Genomic DNA, 20,122 nt, shown 5'->3' with positions numbered 1-20,122 from the left:
AACGAGCAGCGTTTATGAGGAGTAAGGTATTATTGCTTAGTTTATATTAGGGCGTGTTGAACATTCGCAAATAGGCACTGCTGATCGCTAAAATTTTTCCAGACAAGGCACAAAGCGACGATAATGCAGATACCTTAGCGAGATTTGTAACGCAGTATGGGGCAATTTTAGCATCAGCCCCAACGATAAAAGCAGGGGACAGGACTCTTTTTTGCCGCTTCATCGTTAAAAATAAGCGCTTAGAATGACTAAACTTATTATTTTTAACATCGAATCGCCTAAAAAATAGTCGCTGTCAGTGCCATGGTCGAATGTTCAACACGCCCTAGCCTATAACGACTCAAATCAGTTAGCAAAGACTTATCTTGGTAGCTGCCATATCGCTACTTGACCGCTTTTACTTTGCGTCATTAAGCGCGAGCCATCCACTTGTAAGCTACTCAGCGCGCCTTTGGTTTCAACCCGGCTCACAATAGTCCCTGTCGCTGGATCAAACAAGTGGACAATACCATCCAAGTCGCCGACCGCAATATAATCCCCAATCATTACTGGATTGGTAAGCTTACGATAAGCAAGCTCCTCGCTCTCCCATAACACTTCACCGGTGCGACGATCATAAGCCACCACTTTGCCCTCTAAGCTTGTCGCAACGACTTGCTGACTATTGACCGCAAGCGACTTAAGACTAGCAAGCTCTTTGACAAACATGACCTCTCTTGAAGCCAAATCGATAGCTAATAACTGACCGCTATAGCTAATAGCAAATAGCTGATTATTATCAATGACAGGTTGACCATCGACATCGCTCATACGCTCAACTTCACTGCTGCCGGTGCCGATACCGATACGGCGTGACCATTTTGGCAAACCGTTATCTAAGGTGATTGCGTGCAGACGGCCATCAGCGGTGGCAATCAAAGCGGTTGTATCATCTAGCAAAGTTGGCGCAGCAGCACCGCGAACGCTGATAGCAGGAAGACTAGTGGCAAACTGCCAGACTGACTGCCCGCTTTGTAGCGATAACCCATGCAAAAAACCATCATTCGCCGATAAGATAACGCGGTTATTGGTAATCAGTGCCGGCGTCAATACCGATCCTGACAGCTGTTTTTGCCAGCGTTTAGCGCCAGTACTACTATCGAGCGCTATAATCCGGCCACCGCGAGTACTGACCACAGCGGTCTGACTAAAGGCATCTAAAGCGACCCCGCCAGTAATCTCTTCACCGACGTTGAACGACCATAAGCGCTGACCATTACTATCATAACCGGTTAGATCACCGCCACGACCGGCAACGACCATCTGACCATTTTCATAGCCGACTTGTAGGTCTAACGGATCTTTTTTGCTGGCGTTCTTGCCAGCATTAACACTGAACACGGGCTGCAAAAAACTGATTGGCTGCGCAATTTGTACCAGCTTGACAGGATCGTTAACCTCCGGTTTTATACCGCGATTACAGCCCGCAGCAGCGGTAGCCATCAAAGCCACTACTGCCACTTGCATAGCAGTCTTTTTTAGGGTATTGCTTTTTATAGTCTGGCTTGCACGAACAGATCGGGTCATTGTATTCTCACTACAAAAAATTAACGGTCAATAAGAAGCTATAGCTAAAGATAATATCAGTCTTTATTGCACAGCCACTACTATAATTAGGGTTAAAACTAGTTTGGGTTCACACTGAGCTTTATCAGTCTCTACAGCGCAAAGGATATGACTGACTTACTGTGTCGATTATTCAGGCTCGTTGCTATTATTATTTTCATTGATAGCATCACTGTCATTATCCATCATTACGGTATTATCTACCGTCAATCCTTGCGGTGCTGCTGGCTGCTGGATAAGACTGTCTTGAGCTTTGATGGGTTCAGGGTAGATACCTAAGCTCTCCATTTTTAGCGCCAGTACTGCGCGCTCTTCATTACGCTCGCTGATTAGATTCCAAGCATTATTATAAGCATTAATCGCCGCCTTTTTATCATTTTGCGCTTGGTAAATATCACCTAGTAGCTCTTGCTGGCTTGCTTCAAAGGAGATGGGCACATCGCTTTTAGCTTCAGATAATGCCGCTTCTAGCTCATCATTGGCTAATAACACCTGCGCGTAACGCAGACGTGTAATAGCTTTGAGCCCTGCATCATCTAAATCGATAGCTAGGGCTTGCTTGAGGCTTGCTGCCGCGCCTGTAAAATCATCATTATCTACTTGCATCCGCGCTTTCATCATTAGTGCTTGCCAAGCGTATACTGAATCACCGTGAGCGCTGACTAAGCTATCGATATCATCACTTAGCTGCTCGCGGCTTTCGCTCAGTGCTGCTAAAGCATCGTCTTCTAAATCTGGGTTTTGCGCCGCCAAGCTGACTTGCTCGTTTAACAGCTGAATATCTGCATACTGGTCGGCAGCTACCGTATCCACACGGGCATGGTTATTTTGCCAATAAGTCCAACCAAAATAGCCAGCCAACGCTAACAATATAATAGTGACAATATTGCCACCATACTGTTTTAGCGCTTGCATCGAATTGTCTGAGTTTGGCGAACTAGGATTCAAAGCCATGGGTATTTACCTGATGAAGTTTATAATGAATACTTTATGAGAAATGGTTGCTTGTTAATATCTGAGCTAAGACTACTGACCCAAAAAGTTAGCGCTATCCGCCAACCAATCTTGAGGCACGTTTTTTTGCTCACCATTTTGCATATCTTTGATACTAATCATTTGCTGATCCAGCTCTTGCTGCGCAATAATCACCGTTAACGCAGCGCCTGACTTATCCGCTTTTTTCATTTGCGCTTTCAGGCTAGTCGCGCTCGCCATCTTTACACGCAGATCTGGGCGCTTATAGCGCAGATTTTGCGCGTAAGCGATACCAGCGCTATATACTTCAGGATGCGCGGCAACAAAGACATCACATGCAGAGTCTTCTGTAAAAGGCGCAACCGCTTCTATCAATAATAACAAGCGCTCAAGACCCATAGCAAAACCAACAGCAGGCTCAGACTTTACTGGCTTACTCTCTTGGGCTTTGCCTTTATTGTCCATTGATTTTAACTGGCCAATTAGACCATCGTAGCGGCCGCCAGCACAAACCGTAGCTTGGCTGCCTAGCTTGTCAGTCACCCACTCAAAGACGGTCTTGTTATAATAATCAAGACCACGCACTAGATGCGGGTTAATCTCAAAATCGATGCCAAGCTCTGTCAAATACGCCTGTACTTGCTCAAAGTGCGCCATACTCTCCGTACCCAAAAAGTCAGCGAGCTTTGGCGCATCATTCAATAACGCTTGCGTACTCGCGTCTTTGCTATCCAAAATCCGTAGCGGATTGGTCGTTAAGCGGCGCTTACTGTCTTCATCGAGCTGCTCTTGCTTATCGGTCAAATAACGCACTAGAGCATCACGATAAGCACGACGCTCATCACTCTCGCCTAAGCTATTGAGCTGTAGGCGCATCTCATTTTTGAGGCCAAGCTCTTGCCACATAAGATCCGTCATCGCAATCAGCTCAGCATCCGCATCGGGCAAAGCACTACCGAAGCTCTCGACTCCAAGCTGATGGAACTGACGATAACGCCCCTTTTGCGGGCGCTCGTAGCGAAACATCGGGCCGATGTACCAAAGTTTGGGCGTATCGCCGCGCAGTAAGTTATGCTCGATAACCGCGCGTACCGCGCCTGCCGTGCCTTCAGGGCGCAAAGTTAGAGGCGTTGGCGGCTCTGACTTATCGGCAAAACTATACATCTCTTTTTCGACAATGTCAGTTGCGCCGCCGATAGCACGAGCAAACAGATCGGTCTGCTCAACAATAGGTAAGCGGATATTCTCGTAGCCATAACGGCTCAGTACATTTTGTAAAACGGCTTCTAGGCGTAACCACTTTGCCGATTGCTGTGGCAAAATATCATTGAACCCTTTAATAGCTTTAATCATGGTGCGGTTATACCCTCAAACTCTATTGCGATTGTTTTTTATTTTGAAATGTCTGTTTTATGAAGCACTAGCCGACGCGAATAATTTCATTTTCGCGTGACTTAGCAATCTCTGCGGCGTGGGCGCGTACCATATCTTCGATTTCGTCCACTAAGTTATTGGTATCGATGAGATGACTCTTGTCGCCCATCCGGTAGACCAAAGACTTAGGCGCGGCGCCGACGATACCGATATCGGCCTCCTTAGCCTCACCTGGGCCATTTACTTTACAGCCAATCACCGATAAGTTCATCGGTTCACGAATATCTTCTAAGCGCGACTCTAATGCCGTCATCACCTTAATGACATCAAACTCTTGACGCGAGCAGCTTGGGCAAGCAATGAAGTTTACGCCGTTAGAGCGGATATTTAGTGACTTTAGAATATCAAAGCCAATTTTTATCTCCTCTTCAGGCTCAGCCGCTAAAGAGATGCGAATAGTATCGCCAATACCATCGAGTAACAGCCCGCCCAGAGCAATAGCCGACTTGACCGCACCAGTACGATAGACGCCCGCTTCTGTCACTCCTAGATGTAGCGGATTATCTATCTGCGCTGATATCAAACGATAGGCATCCATCGTCAAAAACACATTGCTGGCTTTGACTGAGACTTTATACTGATCGAAATTGAGACGCTCAAGAATATCGATATGACGCATGGCAGACTCAAGCATCGCCTCGCCGGTTGGTTCCGTGTACTTACGCTGAATTTCTTTTTCTAAAGAGCCGGCATTGACGCCAATGCGAATCGGAATATTATGATGTCTAGCACAGGCTACAACTTCACGCACCTTAGCGTCACTACCGATATTACCTGGGTTAATACGCAAGCAATCAGCGCCGGCTTCAGCGACGGCCAGTGCAATTTTATGATCAAAATGCACATCGGCGATAAGCGGTACGCTGACCTGCTTACGAATCTCACTAAAGGCTTTGACTGTATCCATCGTTGGAGTCGATACGCGCATCATATCCGCGCCCGCCTCCACGCAGCGCTGAATTTGCGCTACTGTAGCTGCCACATCACAAGTATCAGTATTGGTCATACTTTGCACACTGATCGGTGCATCGCCGCCAATTGCTACGCTACCGACATGTATTTTTTTGGTAGGGCGGCGATGAATAGGCGTTGATGTAGACATACAAAATCCTTTACTTAAAGTATATAGAATATTTCTAAATATTAAGAGCTATACTCTTATGGTGCAAGCTCAAATATAGCGCGATTGCCGGTCGTATACTGCTCAAGCGCCACTGCTTGTTGATCAAGCACTAAACTGGCATTATCGACGTCATCGATCTGAATACTAAACGGTGGCACTCCTATTAAGGTATAATTCCCTCTGGTCTGCTCGCCATTCATCAAACTATTGCCTGATGCATCAGCAATATTGACATCGACAGCATCGGTCAACTTAACTTCTAATGTAGCATTGCTTTGACTATCATCGCCTAGATTCAGCGCTGAGCCTGAAGCACCAATACTATCGTCGTCAGTCACTACTGCTGCGCCCTGAGCTTGTTCTGTAGCCGTGATATCATCAATCACAGGCGCAGCTGTTTCGCTATCGCGGCTAGCGTTACTCACCATACGAAACAAAAAGAAAGCCAAAACAATAAGTACGATAACTCCGATTATCAATAAGGGGTTGATACGAATACGGCTACTCGTATCGCGCTGTAGCGTCCCCATCGGCTGTAATAAAGATTCGGTGTTATTCGCTGAGCGGTCTTTTAGCTCATTAGGATAAGCAGCATCAAAGGCACTTGCGACCGTATTAGGATCTAGGCGTAAGTATTTAGCATAGTTAATCGCAAAACCGCGTGCAAAAGCGACTTGCGGCAGCTCTGCAAAATTCTCGTTTTCAAGCGCTTGCAAGTGACGCTTTAGAATAAACAGCTCAGCGGCTGCCGTCTCCAAGCTGATTTGTTGAGTATTGCGAGCTTGTTGCAGCATGGCACCAAATGAGTTTTGCGCATTGAGTTGGGTATTTAGTGATGGTTCGGTCATTGCCATGGTGCCTCTGGATTGTTAAGCCAAGTCTTGAGTTGTTTTGCTTCATCACTTAACGGATAAGCGGATAATAATTGACGCGATAACTGTTGACGCTGGTTGCTATCGCCTTGCGCTTCGGCCAATTTGATTCCCTGCAGTAGCAGACGCGGACTGATGCCCTGCCCTTGAACCAATATTAGCGTCTCATCATACAAGCGCTGCGCTTGCTGTACGCGGTTTTGGGCCAATAATAAATCAACCAGCTCGATATGAGCCACTAAGCTATTGCGATTGCCATCTAAAGCGCGCAAAAATGCTTTTGCCGCAGCAGCACTATCATTCAGCTGTAAATAAGTGCGTCCTAGATTCTCTAGAGCACTAATACGGCCTTCATAACCTAAAGCAGAGCCTGCAATTTCAAACTGCTGAGCCGCCTCACTATAGCGCTTCATCTGCGACAGATAAACTCCGTAATTATTACGGGCCTGTTCAAAGTCGCCGTCAAGCGCAATCGCTTTTTTGAAGTACGCATCCGCCTTTTCAAGATTAAGACGGCTGCCTTCTTGCTGCAATAAAACGCCCATCATATCATAGGCTGGCGCGTATCGGCTATTAGCAGCGAAAGCTTTTTCGAGTTGACGCTGGGCGGCATCAAGCTCGTTTTTACGGATATACTGGGCAGCAAGTGAGGTGCGAACGCGAGCAATCTCTTGTTTATTCAGGTTTTTACTATTACTTACTGGCGCAGACCCCTGATAACGGGTACTACCTGTCAAGTCAGGATCGGTTGTGCTTTGACAGCCTGCTAGTAACAAAGCTGACAAGCCACTCATCATTACTCGGGCTTTAGTAAGCTTAATGAGCTTCGTCAAAGCGGTTGGCGGATTATGCGAGGTATATGGTTTGATAGTCATAGACGAACGCCTTGATTTACAAATTTTATCATCACTCATAGCCCCTAAATCCTTGGTTTTACTAACATCATATTAATCCCTTAGCATCTTATAACTTAGTACCTTGTAAACTTAGTACCTTGTAACAAGTACTTAGCTATTGAATTTATATGACTTTATACCGATAAAAACCGTTAGTCTACCTCTTATCTACCTTAAGGGCTCAATAATTACTCACGCTATTTGTTAAGGCTTATTGCACTTATATTACACTGTTTTCGCCCTGTCACTTTGTCACTGTACTGAGACTCTGTTTGGGACTTTGTTTGGGAATTCGTTTAGGCCTTGGCATCGCGCTTAAAGCGGCTATCTTTAATAGTAACGGCTTGCGCGCTTCTATCTTTGATGCTTTGCTGCCACTTCTCTGAGCGGCGCGTACGATCGGCCACTTGCCCGACGAGCTGACCACATGCGGCATCGATATCATCGCCGCGAGTTTGACGAATGGTACAGACAAAACCCGCTTGGCTCAAAATATCACTAAAAGCATGAATACGGTTATTGCTCGATTTACCATAATCGGCGTGCGGGAACGGATTAAAAGGTATTAAGTTAATTTTGCTTGGTAAATCGCCTAACAGCGCGACTAGCTGGCGCGCGTGTACATCACTATCATTGACGCCATCTAACATCACATACTCGATAGTGACGTGTTTTTTGTGGCGCGGATTAGCATCGAACACATAGTTACGAGCAGCGGCCATCAGCTCTGCTAGCGGATACTTTTTATTAATAGGTACTAGCTCATTACGTAGCTCATCATTAGGCGCATGCAACGAGATAGCTAAAGCGACATCGATATCTTGCGCTAATTGATACATCTTTGGCACAACACCTGAGGTTGAGAGCGTCACCCGGCGCTTAGATAAGCCGTAAGCATGATCGCTAAGCATAAGCTCCATCGAGCCAACTACAGGCTTATAGTTTAATAAAGGTTCGCCCATGCCCATCATAACGACGTTAGTGACTTTATTCTCCCAAAGACTATGATCGACATGCTCTAAGCTGTCATTCTCATCGCTCATATAAGAGGCATTCGCAACCCATAGCTGACCTACGATCTCAGCGGCGGAGAGATCGCGCTCAAAGCCTTGCTTACCAGTACTACAAAAGCTGCAATCAAGCGCGCAGCCCACTTGTGATGAGATACACAGAGTCTTACGTCCATCGACTTTACTATCGTCAGCAGGTATCAGCACGGTCTCAACCAGTGAGCCACCAGTGACCTCGAACACCCACTTACGGGTTCCATCATCGCTATATTGACGATGAATAACCTTGGGCGCAGTGACGCAAGCGTGCTGCGCTAACTTTTCTCGCAGGGATTTACTCAAATTAGTCATCTGCTCAAAGTCAGTGACGCCGTATTGGTATATCCACTTAATCACTTGGGTGGCGCGAAAAGGCTTCTCGCCAATACTTTTGAAGTAATCGGCAAGCTGCTCTTGGGTCATACCCAAGAGATTAGTCTTAGTCTGAGTGTCAGCTGACGGAGTGGATGTTTGTACCATGGACATAATAAATACCTTTTTGCCTGAGCTAAAAAGCTTGTGCAATATTGTGGAGCATGAGCAATCCATTATGAGCGTTATTATATCAGCTCTCGTTTTATTTGGTCACTGATAATGAGATGCTGATAAGGGATTGCTAACGCTATGAGCCCTAGTGAACCCTAGAAAGTTACTTGAGCGCTTTTATAGTTAGATTAGATTGGTATAGTAGTTATTTGCATAACAATGAGACTTACGATAATCCGATAATCGTAACGCTATACTGAATATTAGGGTAATCCTAGGTTATTTCAACGTTCAACGCTTAGACTATGAAGTGAGTAGCTGATAGTAGAAACGGCTTACACCCTACTGAGTATAAGCCGTCTTGCGCTACTATTGAATAAATGACTATAGGCTGACTAGCAGTCAACTGCTGGTAGTTATAAATACTAAACCCCAACATAACCTATTAACAGCAACGCCTCAATACTCGTCCATACTGATCAACGTATGAATTAGCGAGTACGAGCACACACTTCATTATCATTGAAGAAGTAGCTGATTTCACGCTCAGCGGACTGAGCAGAATCTGAACCATGAACGGCGTTTTCGTCGATGCTGCTAGCAAAATCTGCACGGATAGTACCTTTGTCTGCATCAGCTGGGTTAGTTGCGCCCATGATTTCGCGATGCTTAGCGATAGCGTTCTCGCCTTCTAATACTGATACTAATACTGGGCCTGAGGTCATGAATGACTTTAGGTCGTTGTAGAATGGACGCTCAGCGTGCTCAGCGTAAAAGCCGCCCGCTTTTTCGTCATCAAGTTGCATCATTTTAGCAGCAACGATTTTTAGACCCGCTTGCTCAAAGCGATCATAGATAGCGCCGATATGATTGCCAGCAACTGCGTCAGGTTTGATAATAGATAGAGTACGTTCGTTAGCCATGAAAAGCTCCTATAAAGTGGATTGAGTTAGCCGTAAAATAAAGAGGTAAGTTATCTGTGATCATCACACCAATTCAGCTAAATAAACCGATAAACTAGTGCGTTATCAATGCGAACACACTGCCCTTAGTGGATGATTGCTGACTATTATAATGATTAACACTATAAATGATAGGGTTAATTTATGATTGTGTCTTGCTAAACCGTAAATACCCTCATCTGATTAAAAAATCCCAGTGCCTTGTATAATTTAGACACTGGGATTTGATTATACTTCTAGCGCTTTATCGCTTACGCATCATATGGATCGCGTAGGACGATAGTCTCTTCGCGGTCAGGGCCGGTTGAGATGATATCGACTGGGCAATTAATCAGCTCTTCAATACGTTTGATGTAGATCTTGGCGTTCTCTGGTAGATCGTCATAGTTGGTGATACCGACAGTCGACTCGCTCCAGCCTTGCAATGTCTCATACTTAGGCGTAACCGCTTCGTAGAATTCGGCATCATGAGCGCCTGCGCATTCTGTCTCAGGCAAGTTATAGCCAACACCGATCAGAAGCTCGTCTAAACCATCCAACACATCAAGCTTAGTCAAGCAAATACCTGATAGTGAGTTTAGTACGACCGCACGGCGTAGCGCTTCGGCATCGAACCAACCGCAGCGACGGGCGCGGCCTGTTGTTGCGCCAAACTCATGACCAACTTTGGCTAAATGCGCGCCAACATCATCGAATAGCTCCGTTGGGAATGGACCGCTACCAACACGCGTGGTATAAGCCTTAGTGATACCCAATACGTAGTCCAAGTATAACGGACCAATACCCGTACCGGTAGAAACGCCGCCTGCCGTTACGCTTGAGCTGGTCACAAACGGATAAGTGCCGTGATCGATATCAAGTAGCGTGCCTTGCGCGCCCTCAAACATTAAGTTCTTGCCCGCTAGACGCAGCTGGTTCAAATCTTCGGTCACATCAGTAACCATGCCTTTGATCTCGTCGCGCCACTGTTGGCACAGCTGATAAGTCTCATCAAAGTCAATCGCATCGACTTTATAGTACTGAGTCAACTGGAAGTTATGATACTCGATAAGGTTACGTAGTTTTTCTTCTAAGTCATCCCGGAACAAGTCAGCAAGCTTGATCGCTCGGCGTGCGACTTTGTCTTCGTATGCAGGACCGATGCCGCGGCCAGTGGTACCGATTTTACCTGAACCGCGTTTGGCTTCACGCGCTTGATCGAGTGCCACGTGATACGGCATGATAAGCGGGCAATTTGGCGAGATACGCAGGCGCTCGCGTACTGGTACATCATTATCCTCAAGCTCCTTCATCTCTTTGAGTAGAGCATCAGGAGCTAAGACCACACCATTACCGATGAAGCAAGTGACATCATCACGCAAAATACCAGAAGGAATGAGATGCAGTACGGTAGTTTTGCCATCGACGACTAGCGTATGCCCTGCATTGTGACCGCCCTGAAAACGCGCCACTGCTGAGGACTTTTCGGTAAGCAAATCGACGATTTTGCCTTTACCTTCATCGCCCCATTGGCTTCCTAAAACTACGACATTCTTACCCATGATAGATCCTTACAGTAATGTATTTGAGTAGGTTAATAAACGACTATTAAATTAAACAGCTAAGCGAGTTATCAGACTTAGCTATGGATTGAATCAGATATTGAATTCAGTGTTAGGGCGCGTTACCCCGCCACTATATATTTCGGTACTGTACTGATTAATTGATATTAATTAATTGCCAGCTCTCATCAGCTAGGCTTAAACGATGGGTAACATCAGCTGGACAGTCATCTTCGCTCAAAGGCACTATAACCCGGTACCCTTGCTGACGCCAATTTTCGATTTGCTGTTGTAACGCTTGTTTGCGCGCACTATCGGCCTCAGTCATGTCAGTATAATCAACAATGACTACCGCTGGCGCTGCAAGCTCAATATGTGCCAGCAATCGGCTGACATCCATACTAAACCCAGTCGCGGCACGCGGCGCTTGAGCATCGGTCAGTTGACTGTCCTGACTTTGCATACCATCGAAGCGACCGCCGCGCACTAGTGGCTGGGTCTCACTATTGATATAACCGTTGAAGACGATACCCGTATGATAATGATAACCTGATAGTTCGGTGACATCGATACTGACATCGCACTGCCATTGCTGCTGCAGATGTGTACTCAAGCGTTGTAATTCGTCGACTGCTTGCGCAATCTTGGTATCTTGCTTAGCCGTAGCAGATAGCTTAGCCAGCAGTTCAGTCATATCATGACCATAGCGCGCTAACGCATAAAAATCGTCCCCCATCGGCAGAGCTTTACTTATGCGCTTAAGCTCTGGTAGGTTTTTATTAGCATACAGCGTCATCAGCTGGTCGGTATCACTGGTAGATAACTGTGCCAGCTCAGCTAAGCGTTTAAATATCGCCACGTGACCTAAATCGATATGGAGACTTGCCTTTAGACTCAAGCCATTGACCATAGTAAATAATACATCTATAAGCTCAATATCCGCCTTTAGATCATCATAGCCAAAGATCTCAGCGCCCAACTGCAGCGGTGTGCGTGAGCCAAATAATCCTGAGGGCAGCGTATGGATGACGTGACCCACATAACAATAGCGCGCTATGCCTTTACCGTGATGCGCGTCGATACGTAGAATCTGCGGCGTGATATCGGCGCGCAGACCCATCAAGCGGCCGGTCAACTGATCGATAATCTTGAATGTCTGCCGCTTAAGGTCCTCTGAGGCCTCACTCAATAATGACTCGGTATATTCAATCAAAGGAGGACTGACTGGCTGATAGCCATGAGTGATCAGCTGCTGGATGAGCTGATAACGCAGCACTTCTTGTTTTTGGGCCGCAGAAAACAGTACATCGCCAACCCCATCCGGTAGTAGCCAATTATTCGCCACTTCAGCGGCATGATTACTTAAGTAAGATAGGCCATTATTAGCCCCTGTAGGTGTCGTTTGGGTACTCTGCTGAGTCGCCGAAGAGGAGTGAGCAAAACTAGTAGAATCAGAACTGACAGACACAATAAATCCTTGTTTGGCTTATCGCGCAAACGCGATACGATAAGTTTATGAGCGGTTTGTATTTTTAGCACGCACTATCACTGACCCAATCCGTATAAAGCAACTAGGTCATCTCAATACCAAATATTTTTCAGTTTAGGTCATGCAAAATCTAGATCGTTATATAGTTGACCGATTTAAGTATAGTCGTTTTTAATTATGATAATAAATAGACGAGGGTGATAAAAGCTATCGCTGTGCACTTCAAACATTTGACATACTATATTAGATATATAACATAAAACGTTTGAACACACTGACGCGAAATGCTCACAGCACTTGAGGATTTAGTTTAGCATAGCCGTTAAGATTCGACTAGTCACAATTCTGAGTAATCACTAGCGATGGCTACCGATTACTCAGCACTTTTCAACAGCTATAGACAGCAGTCCTTAAAAAGCGCTAAGACTCCCCTGGTAGAGGTAAGCGCAGTGGAGCGTCAATAATCATTTGCTAACAAAGTAGGCGTTTTTGGCTTATCTCTATGCGCTAGACCCGTGTTACACTAACTCATATTTTTTTTGGAATTTTTATGTCCACAGATTATCATCCTAACCCCGAGATCAATCAAACCAATGTACTAGGCACTGCACTGGCTAGCTGCTGCTTTGATCCTATCACCGGTTATTATCGTAACGGTTTTTGTCATACTGGCAACCAAGATGTTGGCCAACATACAGTCTGCGCTAAGATGACTAGCGAATTTTTGAACTTTTCATCGAGTCGCGGTAATGACCTCATCACCCCTTTACCTGAGTATAATTTTGCTGGTTTAAAGCCCGGTGATTATTGGTGTATCTGTGCATTACGCTGGGTTGAAGCATTGGACTTCGATATCGCGCCGCCTATTAAGCTTGAAGCTTGTCATGAGAGCTTACTGACGCTTGTCGATATCGACACCTTAAAGCGTTATGCTTTATAGTCTTCCGCTTGCTATTTAGGTCTCAATATTTGACTAGTGATATTAGGTGTCTTGCACATTTGCGTCCCCTGCACTGTCTAAGATGCGGCAAGTCCTATGTGATAAAGATACTTTTATATAAAGATTTAATTTTAACGACTAATCTTTAACAGCTAGGCTTTAACGACGAGGAAGAGCGTGTATGCACCGTGATGATGAGCCGTCACTCCAGACGATACGTATCGCCCCAGATTCTAACATCGAACGTATCTACTCTGACAATGGTGACAATGTTGAGGCGCCGCTAAACTTAGTCGATTACGACAGCTATATTTACGGTGATGCAGAAGCGACGGAAGAAGATACGCTTGAGACCATGACCGTCTACGACCCCGACTCAGAGCGTTATGAGGATATTGTCGTCTCAAGCGAAGCTGAAGTGGTCAACTGCTACTCCTACTCGCGTAAGACCGGTAAACAAATCAGTCAGTTGGCGCTTGGCGATGTGAATAAAGCTTTGACCAATAATAACCAGTTTATTTGGTTAGGGCTTTATGAGCCGAGCTTACAGACCATTGCCGAAGTGCAAAACGCTTTTGATCTGCATGAGCTGGCTATAGAAGATGCGTTTTCGGACAACCAACGTGCCAAAATCGAAGCCTATAACAATGATACGGTATTCTTGGTCGTTCGTACCGCCAAGCTTGAAAATAATTATATCCGCTACGGCACAACTGCGATATTTATGGGTAAAAACTATCTCATCACTATCCGTACGGGTCCCTCAAACGCCTATGCGCCGATCCGCGAGCACTGTCATCTGCGCCCCGAAAAGCTAAGAATGGGGCCTATCTTTATCTTGCACGCTGTTCTCGACTTTATTGTCGATAACTACTTGCCCATCACCGATAGACTCGGCAGCTACTTACGCGAGCAAGAGCGTAATATCTTTACTTATGAGTTTAATAAAGACACCCTAAAAAACCTCTATGAGATTAAGTCGCAACTGGTACATATGCGCGCGGTAATCTTGCCAGTACAAGACATCTGTAACTTCTTCATTAATCATCAAAAAAGCGATTTAGTACCCGCCTTCCCTAACGCTGCTAAGCCTTACTTTCGAGATATTAATGACCATCTGCTGCGCTCACTAGATGCGGTTAATGGCCTCAATGAGATGCTAAGCTTAGCTATGGATACCTATATGGCTATGGTCAATATGGGTCAAAACGAGGTGGTGCGAAAGCTTGCTGCTTGGGCCGGTATACTGGCAGTACCGACTGCCGTCGCTGGGCTCTATGGCATGAACTTCGACTTTATGCCTGAGCTGCATTGGAAATACTCTTATTTTGTTATTCTATTTTTGATTGCGACGACTTGTAGCTACTTATACTATAAGTTTAAAAAGGTAAAATGGCTGTAAAGCCATACAAATCTTAGACGAGCTAATTTTATATCAAGGACGGAGTTCTGTATTGCACAGAACTCCGTCCTTTCTTATGGTCTAACTGTTCTTATGGTCTAACTGTGGCAATTACTTCTCTATTCACGGCGATGCTTCGTGTTGCTCTTAGGTGCCTGAGCGTTGTCAGGTAGTAACGCTTTTGTAGTAGAATTGACGTGAGCACTATCTAAATTATCCTCTGGTCGACCATAGGTTCGGGCTGTCCATGTGAGTACAACTATCGAGGCACTTAGTAAGATTATCACTACAGAAATCGTTGCGAGTAGCCACAAGTGAAAGTAGTCAGATACCGCTTGGACATCTACTACTAGATGTCGTGACAGTGCTGTTATGGCAATAAAGATTAAAAACTGTACAGGTAAGCGATGGGTCTTAAAATAAATGCCAATCATAGCAAGCAGCTCTAGATAAATAAATAACATCAAAATATCTTTTAGCGCCGCTGAACCTTTTTGAATAATAACAATAAACTCTTTACCTGCTGTCCAGATCACCACCAAACTGATCAAAAATAAAATAATATAGTGGCAAATATCGACGAACTCTCTGCCAATATGCTGTAAACGCTCATGAAGATCTACATTTTTTTTAGACATGTGGGAACCTATCAACTTTTTGTTTGGTTGATTTGGTCTGATAATCTATAGCATCAGACGCCTTATCTATGAGCAATGAATATTCGAATCTATCATTTATTTAATAGTTGTACCAGTCTACAAACCTGCAGCCTTTTCTGCAGCTTCAACGGTTTGGCGAATCAAGGTATTGATCGTCATTGGCCCGACACCGCCTGGTACTGGCGTATAGGCACTAGCAATATCAGCCACGCCCGTCATCTCGATATCACCAACGCCGCCGTTATCCGTAGGATGGAAGCCGGCATCGACCACTACCGCGCCGGGTTTAATCCACTCGGCTTTAATCAGCTCAGGTACGCCGACCGCGCCAACGACAATATCAGCGCGCTGTACATGCGCTTGCAAATCTTCGGTTCTTGAATGGCAAATCGTCACAGTACAGTTCGCATTTAATAGCATCATCGCCATCGGCTTACCTAAGATCGGACTACGCCCGACCACCACAGCCTGCTTACCGGATAGCTCGATATCATAGTGCGCTAGCAGATGCATGATGCCCTGCGGCGTACAAGAGCCATATGCCGCCTCTCCCATACTCATACGACCAAAACCTAAGCAAGTGACGCCATCAACATCTTTTGCCAAGTCGATTTGCTCAAAACAAGCACGCTCATCGATATGAGCAGGTACAGGGTGCTGTAATAAAATACCATGCACATCTGGATTATTATTGAGCTCGTCAATTTTTGCTTTGAGCTGCTCGGTGGTGGTCTCGGATGGCAGCTCCACCTTGATTGAGTCCATACCGACACGCTTGCAGGCATTGCCTTTCATACGTACATAAGTTGCGGAGGCAGGATCGGCACCGACCAAAATCGTCGCAAGGCTTGGGGTACGTCCCGTCTTATCCTTGAGCGTAGCCACGCGCTGGCTCAGAGACTGCTCTATCTGTTTGGCGAGCGCTTTGCCATCTAACAGCGTAGCGGATTTTTGCTCAGTTGATGGCTCAGTAGTGTTTGACGCACTTGACATGATAACTCCAAAGTTTTGGCGATGAACAGAAAGGAAACCCGTATAATTCACGCGTGATATTGTACCTCTGTTACAGCCAAAAGCCTACCCACTTATACCTATTAAAATGCCTTTCATAAACTTAGCTGCTTTTTTATATCCAAGTTATATCCAAGTTATATCGAAGTTACATTGAAGCTTATTTAACACGCATTAAGCCTTTTTATTCCTTCTCGCGTTACTTCCTAATAGTGTAAGTAATAGTGCATATATTAAGATTTGCAGTAAGAGCTGAGCTTGCGATTCTTGCATTCTCACAAAGTTAAGCGAAGAAAAGTTAACTGGGCGGTCATTAGATTTGAAGTTACATCTGTGTTAGGTTATTGACACAAAAATCAAATACTAATGGTCTACTCCTTTGGTATTTATCTTTTTTACGTTTCTATCTATGTCAGTTTATGACGTCAATGATAAGTATAGTGAGGTGCGAATTTGCAAAACGAGTCACTGTTTCAATTTTCGGCGCTAACCGTTATTTTACTGTTAGTCGCTTTTTATGGGGGTACTTACTTACTCTCTTTACTGATCAAAAAAGACAAAGAATCGACCAGTGGGTTTATGGTCGCAGGGCACGGCGTTGGTTTCGGTATGGGCGCCGCTAGTATGACCGCCACTTGGATTTGGGCAGCCTCCTTTTATGCTGCGGCCACTTCTGGTTATAAATACGGTGTGTCCGGTCCGATTCATTATGGCTTTTGGGGCGCATTGATGATTTTATTCATCTACCCATTTGGCATGCGCTTTCGCGAACTGGCCCCTAACGGTCACACTTTAGGCGAGCTTATTCACGCCCGCCACGGTTCATCAAGCCAATTGATTTTAGCCATATCTAACCTTATGGGCAGCTTAATTAGCTTGATGGTCAACTTCACCGCCGCCGGCGCCTTAGTTTCCGTACTCTCACCGTTATCGTTTCAGACCGGTGTACTTATCGCTGGTATCGGCGTCTTAAGCTATACGCTAACCTCAGGCTTTCGAGCATCTGTCTTTACCGATTTCGCTCAGCTTGTCGCCTTAATGGCTATCGGCGTGGTAATTATTCCGGCTGTATTGTTCTCTATGGGTGGTCCTAGCGTCATGGTAGAAGGGCTGTCCAATCTAACTCTTGAGCAGCAAGACTTCTTTTCATCAGAAGCTTTCTTGCAGCAAGGTGCGCCTTTCTTCGTCGCGGTATTAGCATATGCTATCGGTAACCAGACGATTACCCAAAGGCTATTCGCCATTGATCAAGACAAAATCAAACCCACCTTTGTTACTGCCACTATCGGTTACGCAGGTATCGTCATCGGTCTAGGTATGATAGGTCTAATGGCTTTGACCATCGGTGTCGAGCCGCTAAATGGCGATATGAATAATCTGATTCCGCAAATGGTCAGCACTTATCTGCATCCGTTATTTATTGCACTGTTCTTTATTTTAGTTATCGGCTCATTATCTTCAACGGCAGACTCTGATTTGTCTGCATTATCGACGATTATGATGGCGGACGTCTACGGTAAAAACATCGCCAAAAAAGGTCAAGTCAAACCAAGAACGATGATGCTAGTCGGCCGTGGTACGATGATTGTCGCCACCGCTGCTGGTCTGATATTTGCAAGCTTTAAGCTCGATATCTTAGTGATGCTCGTATTCGTCGGTGCATTATGGGGCGCGGTCGTCTTCCCGGTCATCGCAAGCGTGTTTTGGAACCGCGTTACCAATGTCGCGTTTACCTCTGCGGTAATTGTCGCCTTGATATTCTTCTGTATCGCTCGTTTTGAGCTAATCCCTATCACAGGTGTTACCGCTCTATTCTTCGAGGCGATGGCGAGTGTTGGCGCAGCTGTCGTTATTGGTCTGATGGTCTTTGGTTTCTTAGGCCGTAAGGCAGGTATGGGTGCAGCCCTGATAACGCTAATCTTGATGTTGATCTTTGCCACTGGCTTCTTGCGTGATTATATGGTGTTAGTCGCTTCCCTAACGGCTTATGGCGTTAGTGCGATCGTCTGTACGCTAGTGAGCTTAATGAGTAATGAGCGCTTTGACTTTGATTTAATCAAACAACGCGTCGGCAACTATGATAAAAAAGCTAAGGTCGCCCCCGCCTCTAAGAACCCGTAAGCGGTAGGCTATAAAACTTAGCTTAATTTAGGACGGTCTTGAGTCTATAGCCACTATTGAAAACTGATTTAGTGGCTATGACTGAAACCCTATTTATTAGCCATACAAAGGAGATAACATGGATAACACTTTTATTTACGGCTTGTATATCCTGATTTGGCCCGCTATCACTTTAGCCGTGCTAGTCTTGATTTGCACTGCAACCTATCGTGATATCAAACGAGCCAAACGCGATAACAAAGATATTGTCTAATCAATGTCATTAAAGTAAGCTAACTGCTTGTATTCGCTCTATTAATTAACACTTGCGTGCGTGCGACGATAAATAAGCACAATTTAGCCAAAAAATAGCTTGTATTTTGAATTAATTTTGCTAATATAGTGACCCTTGGCTGGGTAGCACAGTGGTTATGCAGCGGATTGCAAATCCGTAGACGCCGGTTCGATTCCGACCCCAGCCTCCACTTTTTAGCTCAATTATTGTACGCGTTGTTTTTGATAATTTAGCTCAATTTTGACTTGCATTATTGAGATAACGGCTTATAATATCGAGCACTTATCTAGTAACTAGATGGTCTATCAGCTAGCTTACTTTTTTAGATAAAACAAGTTTTGCCCGGGTGGTGAAATTGGTAGACACAAGGGATTTAAAATCCCTCGCTCTAACGAGCGTGCCGGTTCAAGTCCGGCTCCGGGTACCATTACATAGTCCTATACTATCTTATAGAACAGCTAAAGCCCCTGATATCAGGGGCTTTGTTGTATCTGGCGTTCTATACTGTCCTGCTCTATCTATCCTAATCCATGCATCTGATGTACACTACTATGTACACTGGTTTTTAAATGTACATTGGGGTATCAGTTATGACAGCACGCAAACCTATTAGCTCTGATCGCAGTATCAGCAGTCATAAAGCCGATGACAAAGAATACCTAGTCTCTGTCAAAAACTACCCCATGCTGTATCTCATGGTCAGACCTAACGGCACTAAGTCTTGGGTTTATCGCTACTTGTCTCCTACTCATTCAAAAAATAAACGTATATCGCTTGGTGTTTATCCAAACGTCTCGTTCACTCGTGCCTGTGAAATCTGGCGTGACTATGAAGAGCTCTTGAGCCGTAACATTGACCCTAAAGATCATCGTGAAGAATTAAAGAACAGTGTTATTAGTAAAACTAAAAACTCTTTTAATCATTTTGCTTGGGAATATTTTGATAGCTTAGATCAAACGCAAAAGAGCAATACACTTATTCGCAAAAGAGGTCGGCTTGAGCTGATTTGTTCCTACATTGGTGATGAGCCAATTAGTGAGATCAGCTCGCCTAAAATGCTTGAAGTACTATTAGACATCCAAGCCAACTCATTAAATAAAGCCGGCAAGCCCACAGATAAGGCTGAGCGCTGTGCAGGTATCGCTAGTGACGTATTCGTCTATGCGGGCGCGCGTGGCTTTTGTAGCAGCAATCCTGCAGCATTAATCAAAAGCCAATTGGCTAAGTCTAACCCCAGTTCGGGATAAGCGCTCAAAAAAAAGATAAAAAAAGAAGTCCAAAGT

General features: G+C 45.1%; 17 protein-coding genes and 2 tRNA genes. 7 read left to right on the top strand and 12 right to left on the bottom strand.

The features are described 5' to 3' along the window. Positions 1 to 360: 360 nt before the first annotated feature. From bamB to I3248_RS07485, 10 genes are all read right to left on the bottom strand, one after another. Complete coding sequence (gene bamB / locus I3248_RS07530; protein ID WP_238063164.1) at positions 361 to 1,566, bottom strand: outer membrane protein assembly factor BamB; 1,206 nt, start codon at positions 1,564 to 1,566, stop codon at positions 361 to 363. Positions 1,567 to 1,734: 168 nt separating this feature from the next. Beyond that, a complete protein-coding gene (locus I3248_RS07525) occupies positions 1,735 to 2,559 on the bottom strand; it encodes a tetratricopeptide repeat protein (protein ID WP_238063163.1) in 825 nt (274 codons plus the stop codon). 72 nt (positions 2,560 to 2,631) lie between these two features. Continuing rightward, entirely contained in the window at positions 2,632 to 3,933 is a 1,302-nt protein-coding gene (hisS, locus tag I3248_RS07520; protein ID WP_238063162.1) for a histidine--tRNA ligase, read from the bottom strand. 67 nt (positions 3,934 to 4,000) lie between these two features. Then, positions 4,001 to 5,116, bottom strand: a complete 1,116-nt coding sequence (gene ispG, locus I3248_RS07515; protein WP_238063161.1) for a flavodoxin-dependent (E)-4-hydroxy-3-methylbut-2-enyl-diphosphate synthase — start codon at positions 5,114 to 5,116, stop codon at positions 4,001 to 4,003. Positions 5,117 to 5,172: 56 nt separating this feature from the next. After that, positions 5,173 to 5,991: a RodZ domain-containing protein gene (locus I3248_RS07510; RefSeq protein WP_238063160.1), complete on the bottom strand. Its 819-nt coding sequence runs from the start codon at positions 5,989 to 5,991 to the stop codon at positions 5,173 to 5,175. Then, entirely contained in the window at positions 5,982 to 6,884 is a 903-nt protein-coding gene (gene pilW, locus I3248_RS07505; protein WP_227675604.1) for a type IV pilus biogenesis/stability protein PilW, read from the bottom strand. The genes I3248_RS07510 and pilW overlap by 10 nt, the downstream gene beginning before the upstream one ends. A gap of 317 nt (positions 6,885 to 7,201) precedes the next feature. Continuing rightward, on the bottom strand, positions 7,202 to 8,440 hold the full coding sequence (gene rlmN / locus I3248_RS07500; RefSeq protein ID WP_238063159.1) for a 23S rRNA (adenine(2503)-C(2))-methyltransferase RlmN: 1,239 nt from the start codon (positions 8,438 to 8,440) through the stop codon (positions 7,202 to 7,204). Positions 8,441 to 8,931: 491 nt separating this feature from the next. Continuing rightward, positions 8,932 to 9,363, bottom strand: coding sequence for a nucleoside-diphosphate kinase (gene ndk / locus I3248_RS07495; RefSeq protein WP_025643734.1), 432 nt, complete (start codon positions 9,361 to 9,363; stop codon positions 8,932 to 8,934). Between the two features lie 290 nt (positions 9,364 to 9,653). Beyond that, entirely contained in the window at positions 9,654 to 10,943 is a 1,290-nt protein-coding gene (locus I3248_RS07490) for an adenylosuccinate synthase (protein WP_201558692.1), read from the bottom strand. A gap of 157 nt (positions 10,944 to 11,100) precedes the next feature. Next, positions 11,101 to 12,411, bottom strand: coding sequence for an ATP phosphoribosyltransferase regulatory subunit (locus tag I3248_RS07485; protein ID WP_238063158.1), 1,311 nt, complete (start codon positions 12,409 to 12,411; stop codon positions 11,101 to 11,103). Positions 12,412 to 12,982: 571 nt separating this feature from the next. Between I3248_RS07485 and I3248_RS07480 the strand changes: the two genes are divergently transcribed. Together I3248_RS07480 and corA are read left to right on the top strand one after the other, a co-directional pair. After that, a complete protein-coding gene (locus tag I3248_RS07480; RefSeq protein ID WP_025643740.1) occupies positions 12,983 to 13,372 on the top strand; it encodes a DUF2237 domain-containing protein in 390 nt (129 codons plus the stop codon). Between the two features lie 181 nt (positions 13,373 to 13,553). Next, on the top strand, positions 13,554 to 14,774 hold the full coding sequence (corA, locus tag I3248_RS07475; protein WP_238063157.1) for a magnesium/cobalt transporter CorA: 1,221 nt from the start codon (positions 13,554 to 13,556) through the stop codon (positions 14,772 to 14,774). 119 nt (positions 14,775 to 14,893) lie between these two features. Here corA and I3248_RS07470 read toward each other — a convergent pair whose 3' ends face one another. Both I3248_RS07470 and folD read right to left on the bottom strand, forming a co-directional pair. Next, on the bottom strand, positions 14,894 to 15,412 hold the full coding sequence (locus tag I3248_RS07470) for a phosphate-starvation-inducible PsiE family protein (protein WP_075103016.1): 519 nt from the start codon (positions 15,410 to 15,412) through the stop codon (positions 14,894 to 14,896). A gap of 117 nt (positions 15,413 to 15,529) precedes the next feature. Then, positions 15,530 to 16,426: a bifunctional methylenetetrahydrofolate dehydrogenase/methenyltetrahydrofolate cyclohydrolase FolD gene (gene folD / locus I3248_RS07465; protein WP_201558708.1), complete on the bottom strand. Its 897-nt coding sequence runs from the start codon at positions 16,424 to 16,426 to the stop codon at positions 15,530 to 15,532. Positions 16,427 to 16,912: 486 nt separating this feature from the next. On the opposite strand from folD, the gene I3248_RS07460 reads away from it, so the two are divergent. The 5 genes from I3248_RS07460 (at position 16,913) to I3248_RS07440 (ending at position 20,086) form a co-directional block, all read left to right on the top strand. After that, positions 16,913 to 18,565: a sodium:solute symporter family protein gene (locus I3248_RS07460; RefSeq protein ID WP_346268424.1), complete on the top strand. Its 1,653-nt coding sequence runs from the start codon at positions 16,913 to 16,915 to the stop codon at positions 18,563 to 18,565. Positions 18,566 to 18,683: 118 nt separating this feature from the next. After that, positions 18,684 to 18,818 carry a putative transporter small subunit gene (locus I3248_RS07455; RefSeq protein WP_213017893.1) on the top strand — a complete coding sequence of 45 codons (135 nt, stop codon included), beginning with the start codon at positions 18,684 to 18,686 and terminating at the stop codon, positions 18,816 to 18,818. A gap of 137 nt (positions 18,819 to 18,955) precedes the next feature. Next, a tRNA-Cys gene (locus I3248_RS07450) sits at positions 18,956 to 19,029 on the top strand. 150 nt (positions 19,030 to 19,179) lie between these two features. After that, positions 19,180 to 19,266: transfer RNA gene (locus I3248_RS07445), tRNA-Leu, on the top strand. A gap of 163 nt (positions 19,267 to 19,429) precedes the next feature. Further along, positions 19,430 to 20,086 carry an integrase arm-type DNA-binding domain-containing protein gene (locus tag I3248_RS07440; RefSeq protein ID WP_238063155.1) on the top strand — a complete coding sequence of 219 codons (657 nt, stop codon included), beginning with the start codon at positions 19,430 to 19,432 and terminating at the stop codon, positions 20,084 to 20,086. The last annotated feature ends 36 nt before the right edge of the window (positions 20,087 to 20,122 follow it).

Source organism: Psychrobacter sp. Ps3, from assembly GCF_022129275.1.
Taxonomy (GTDB): domain Bacteria; phylum Pseudomonadota; class Gammaproteobacteria; order Pseudomonadales; family Moraxellaceae; genus Psychrobacter; species Psychrobacter submarinus.
Note: the sequence above shows the minus strand (reverse complement) of the source record. Positions and strands in the feature narration are given on the sequence as shown.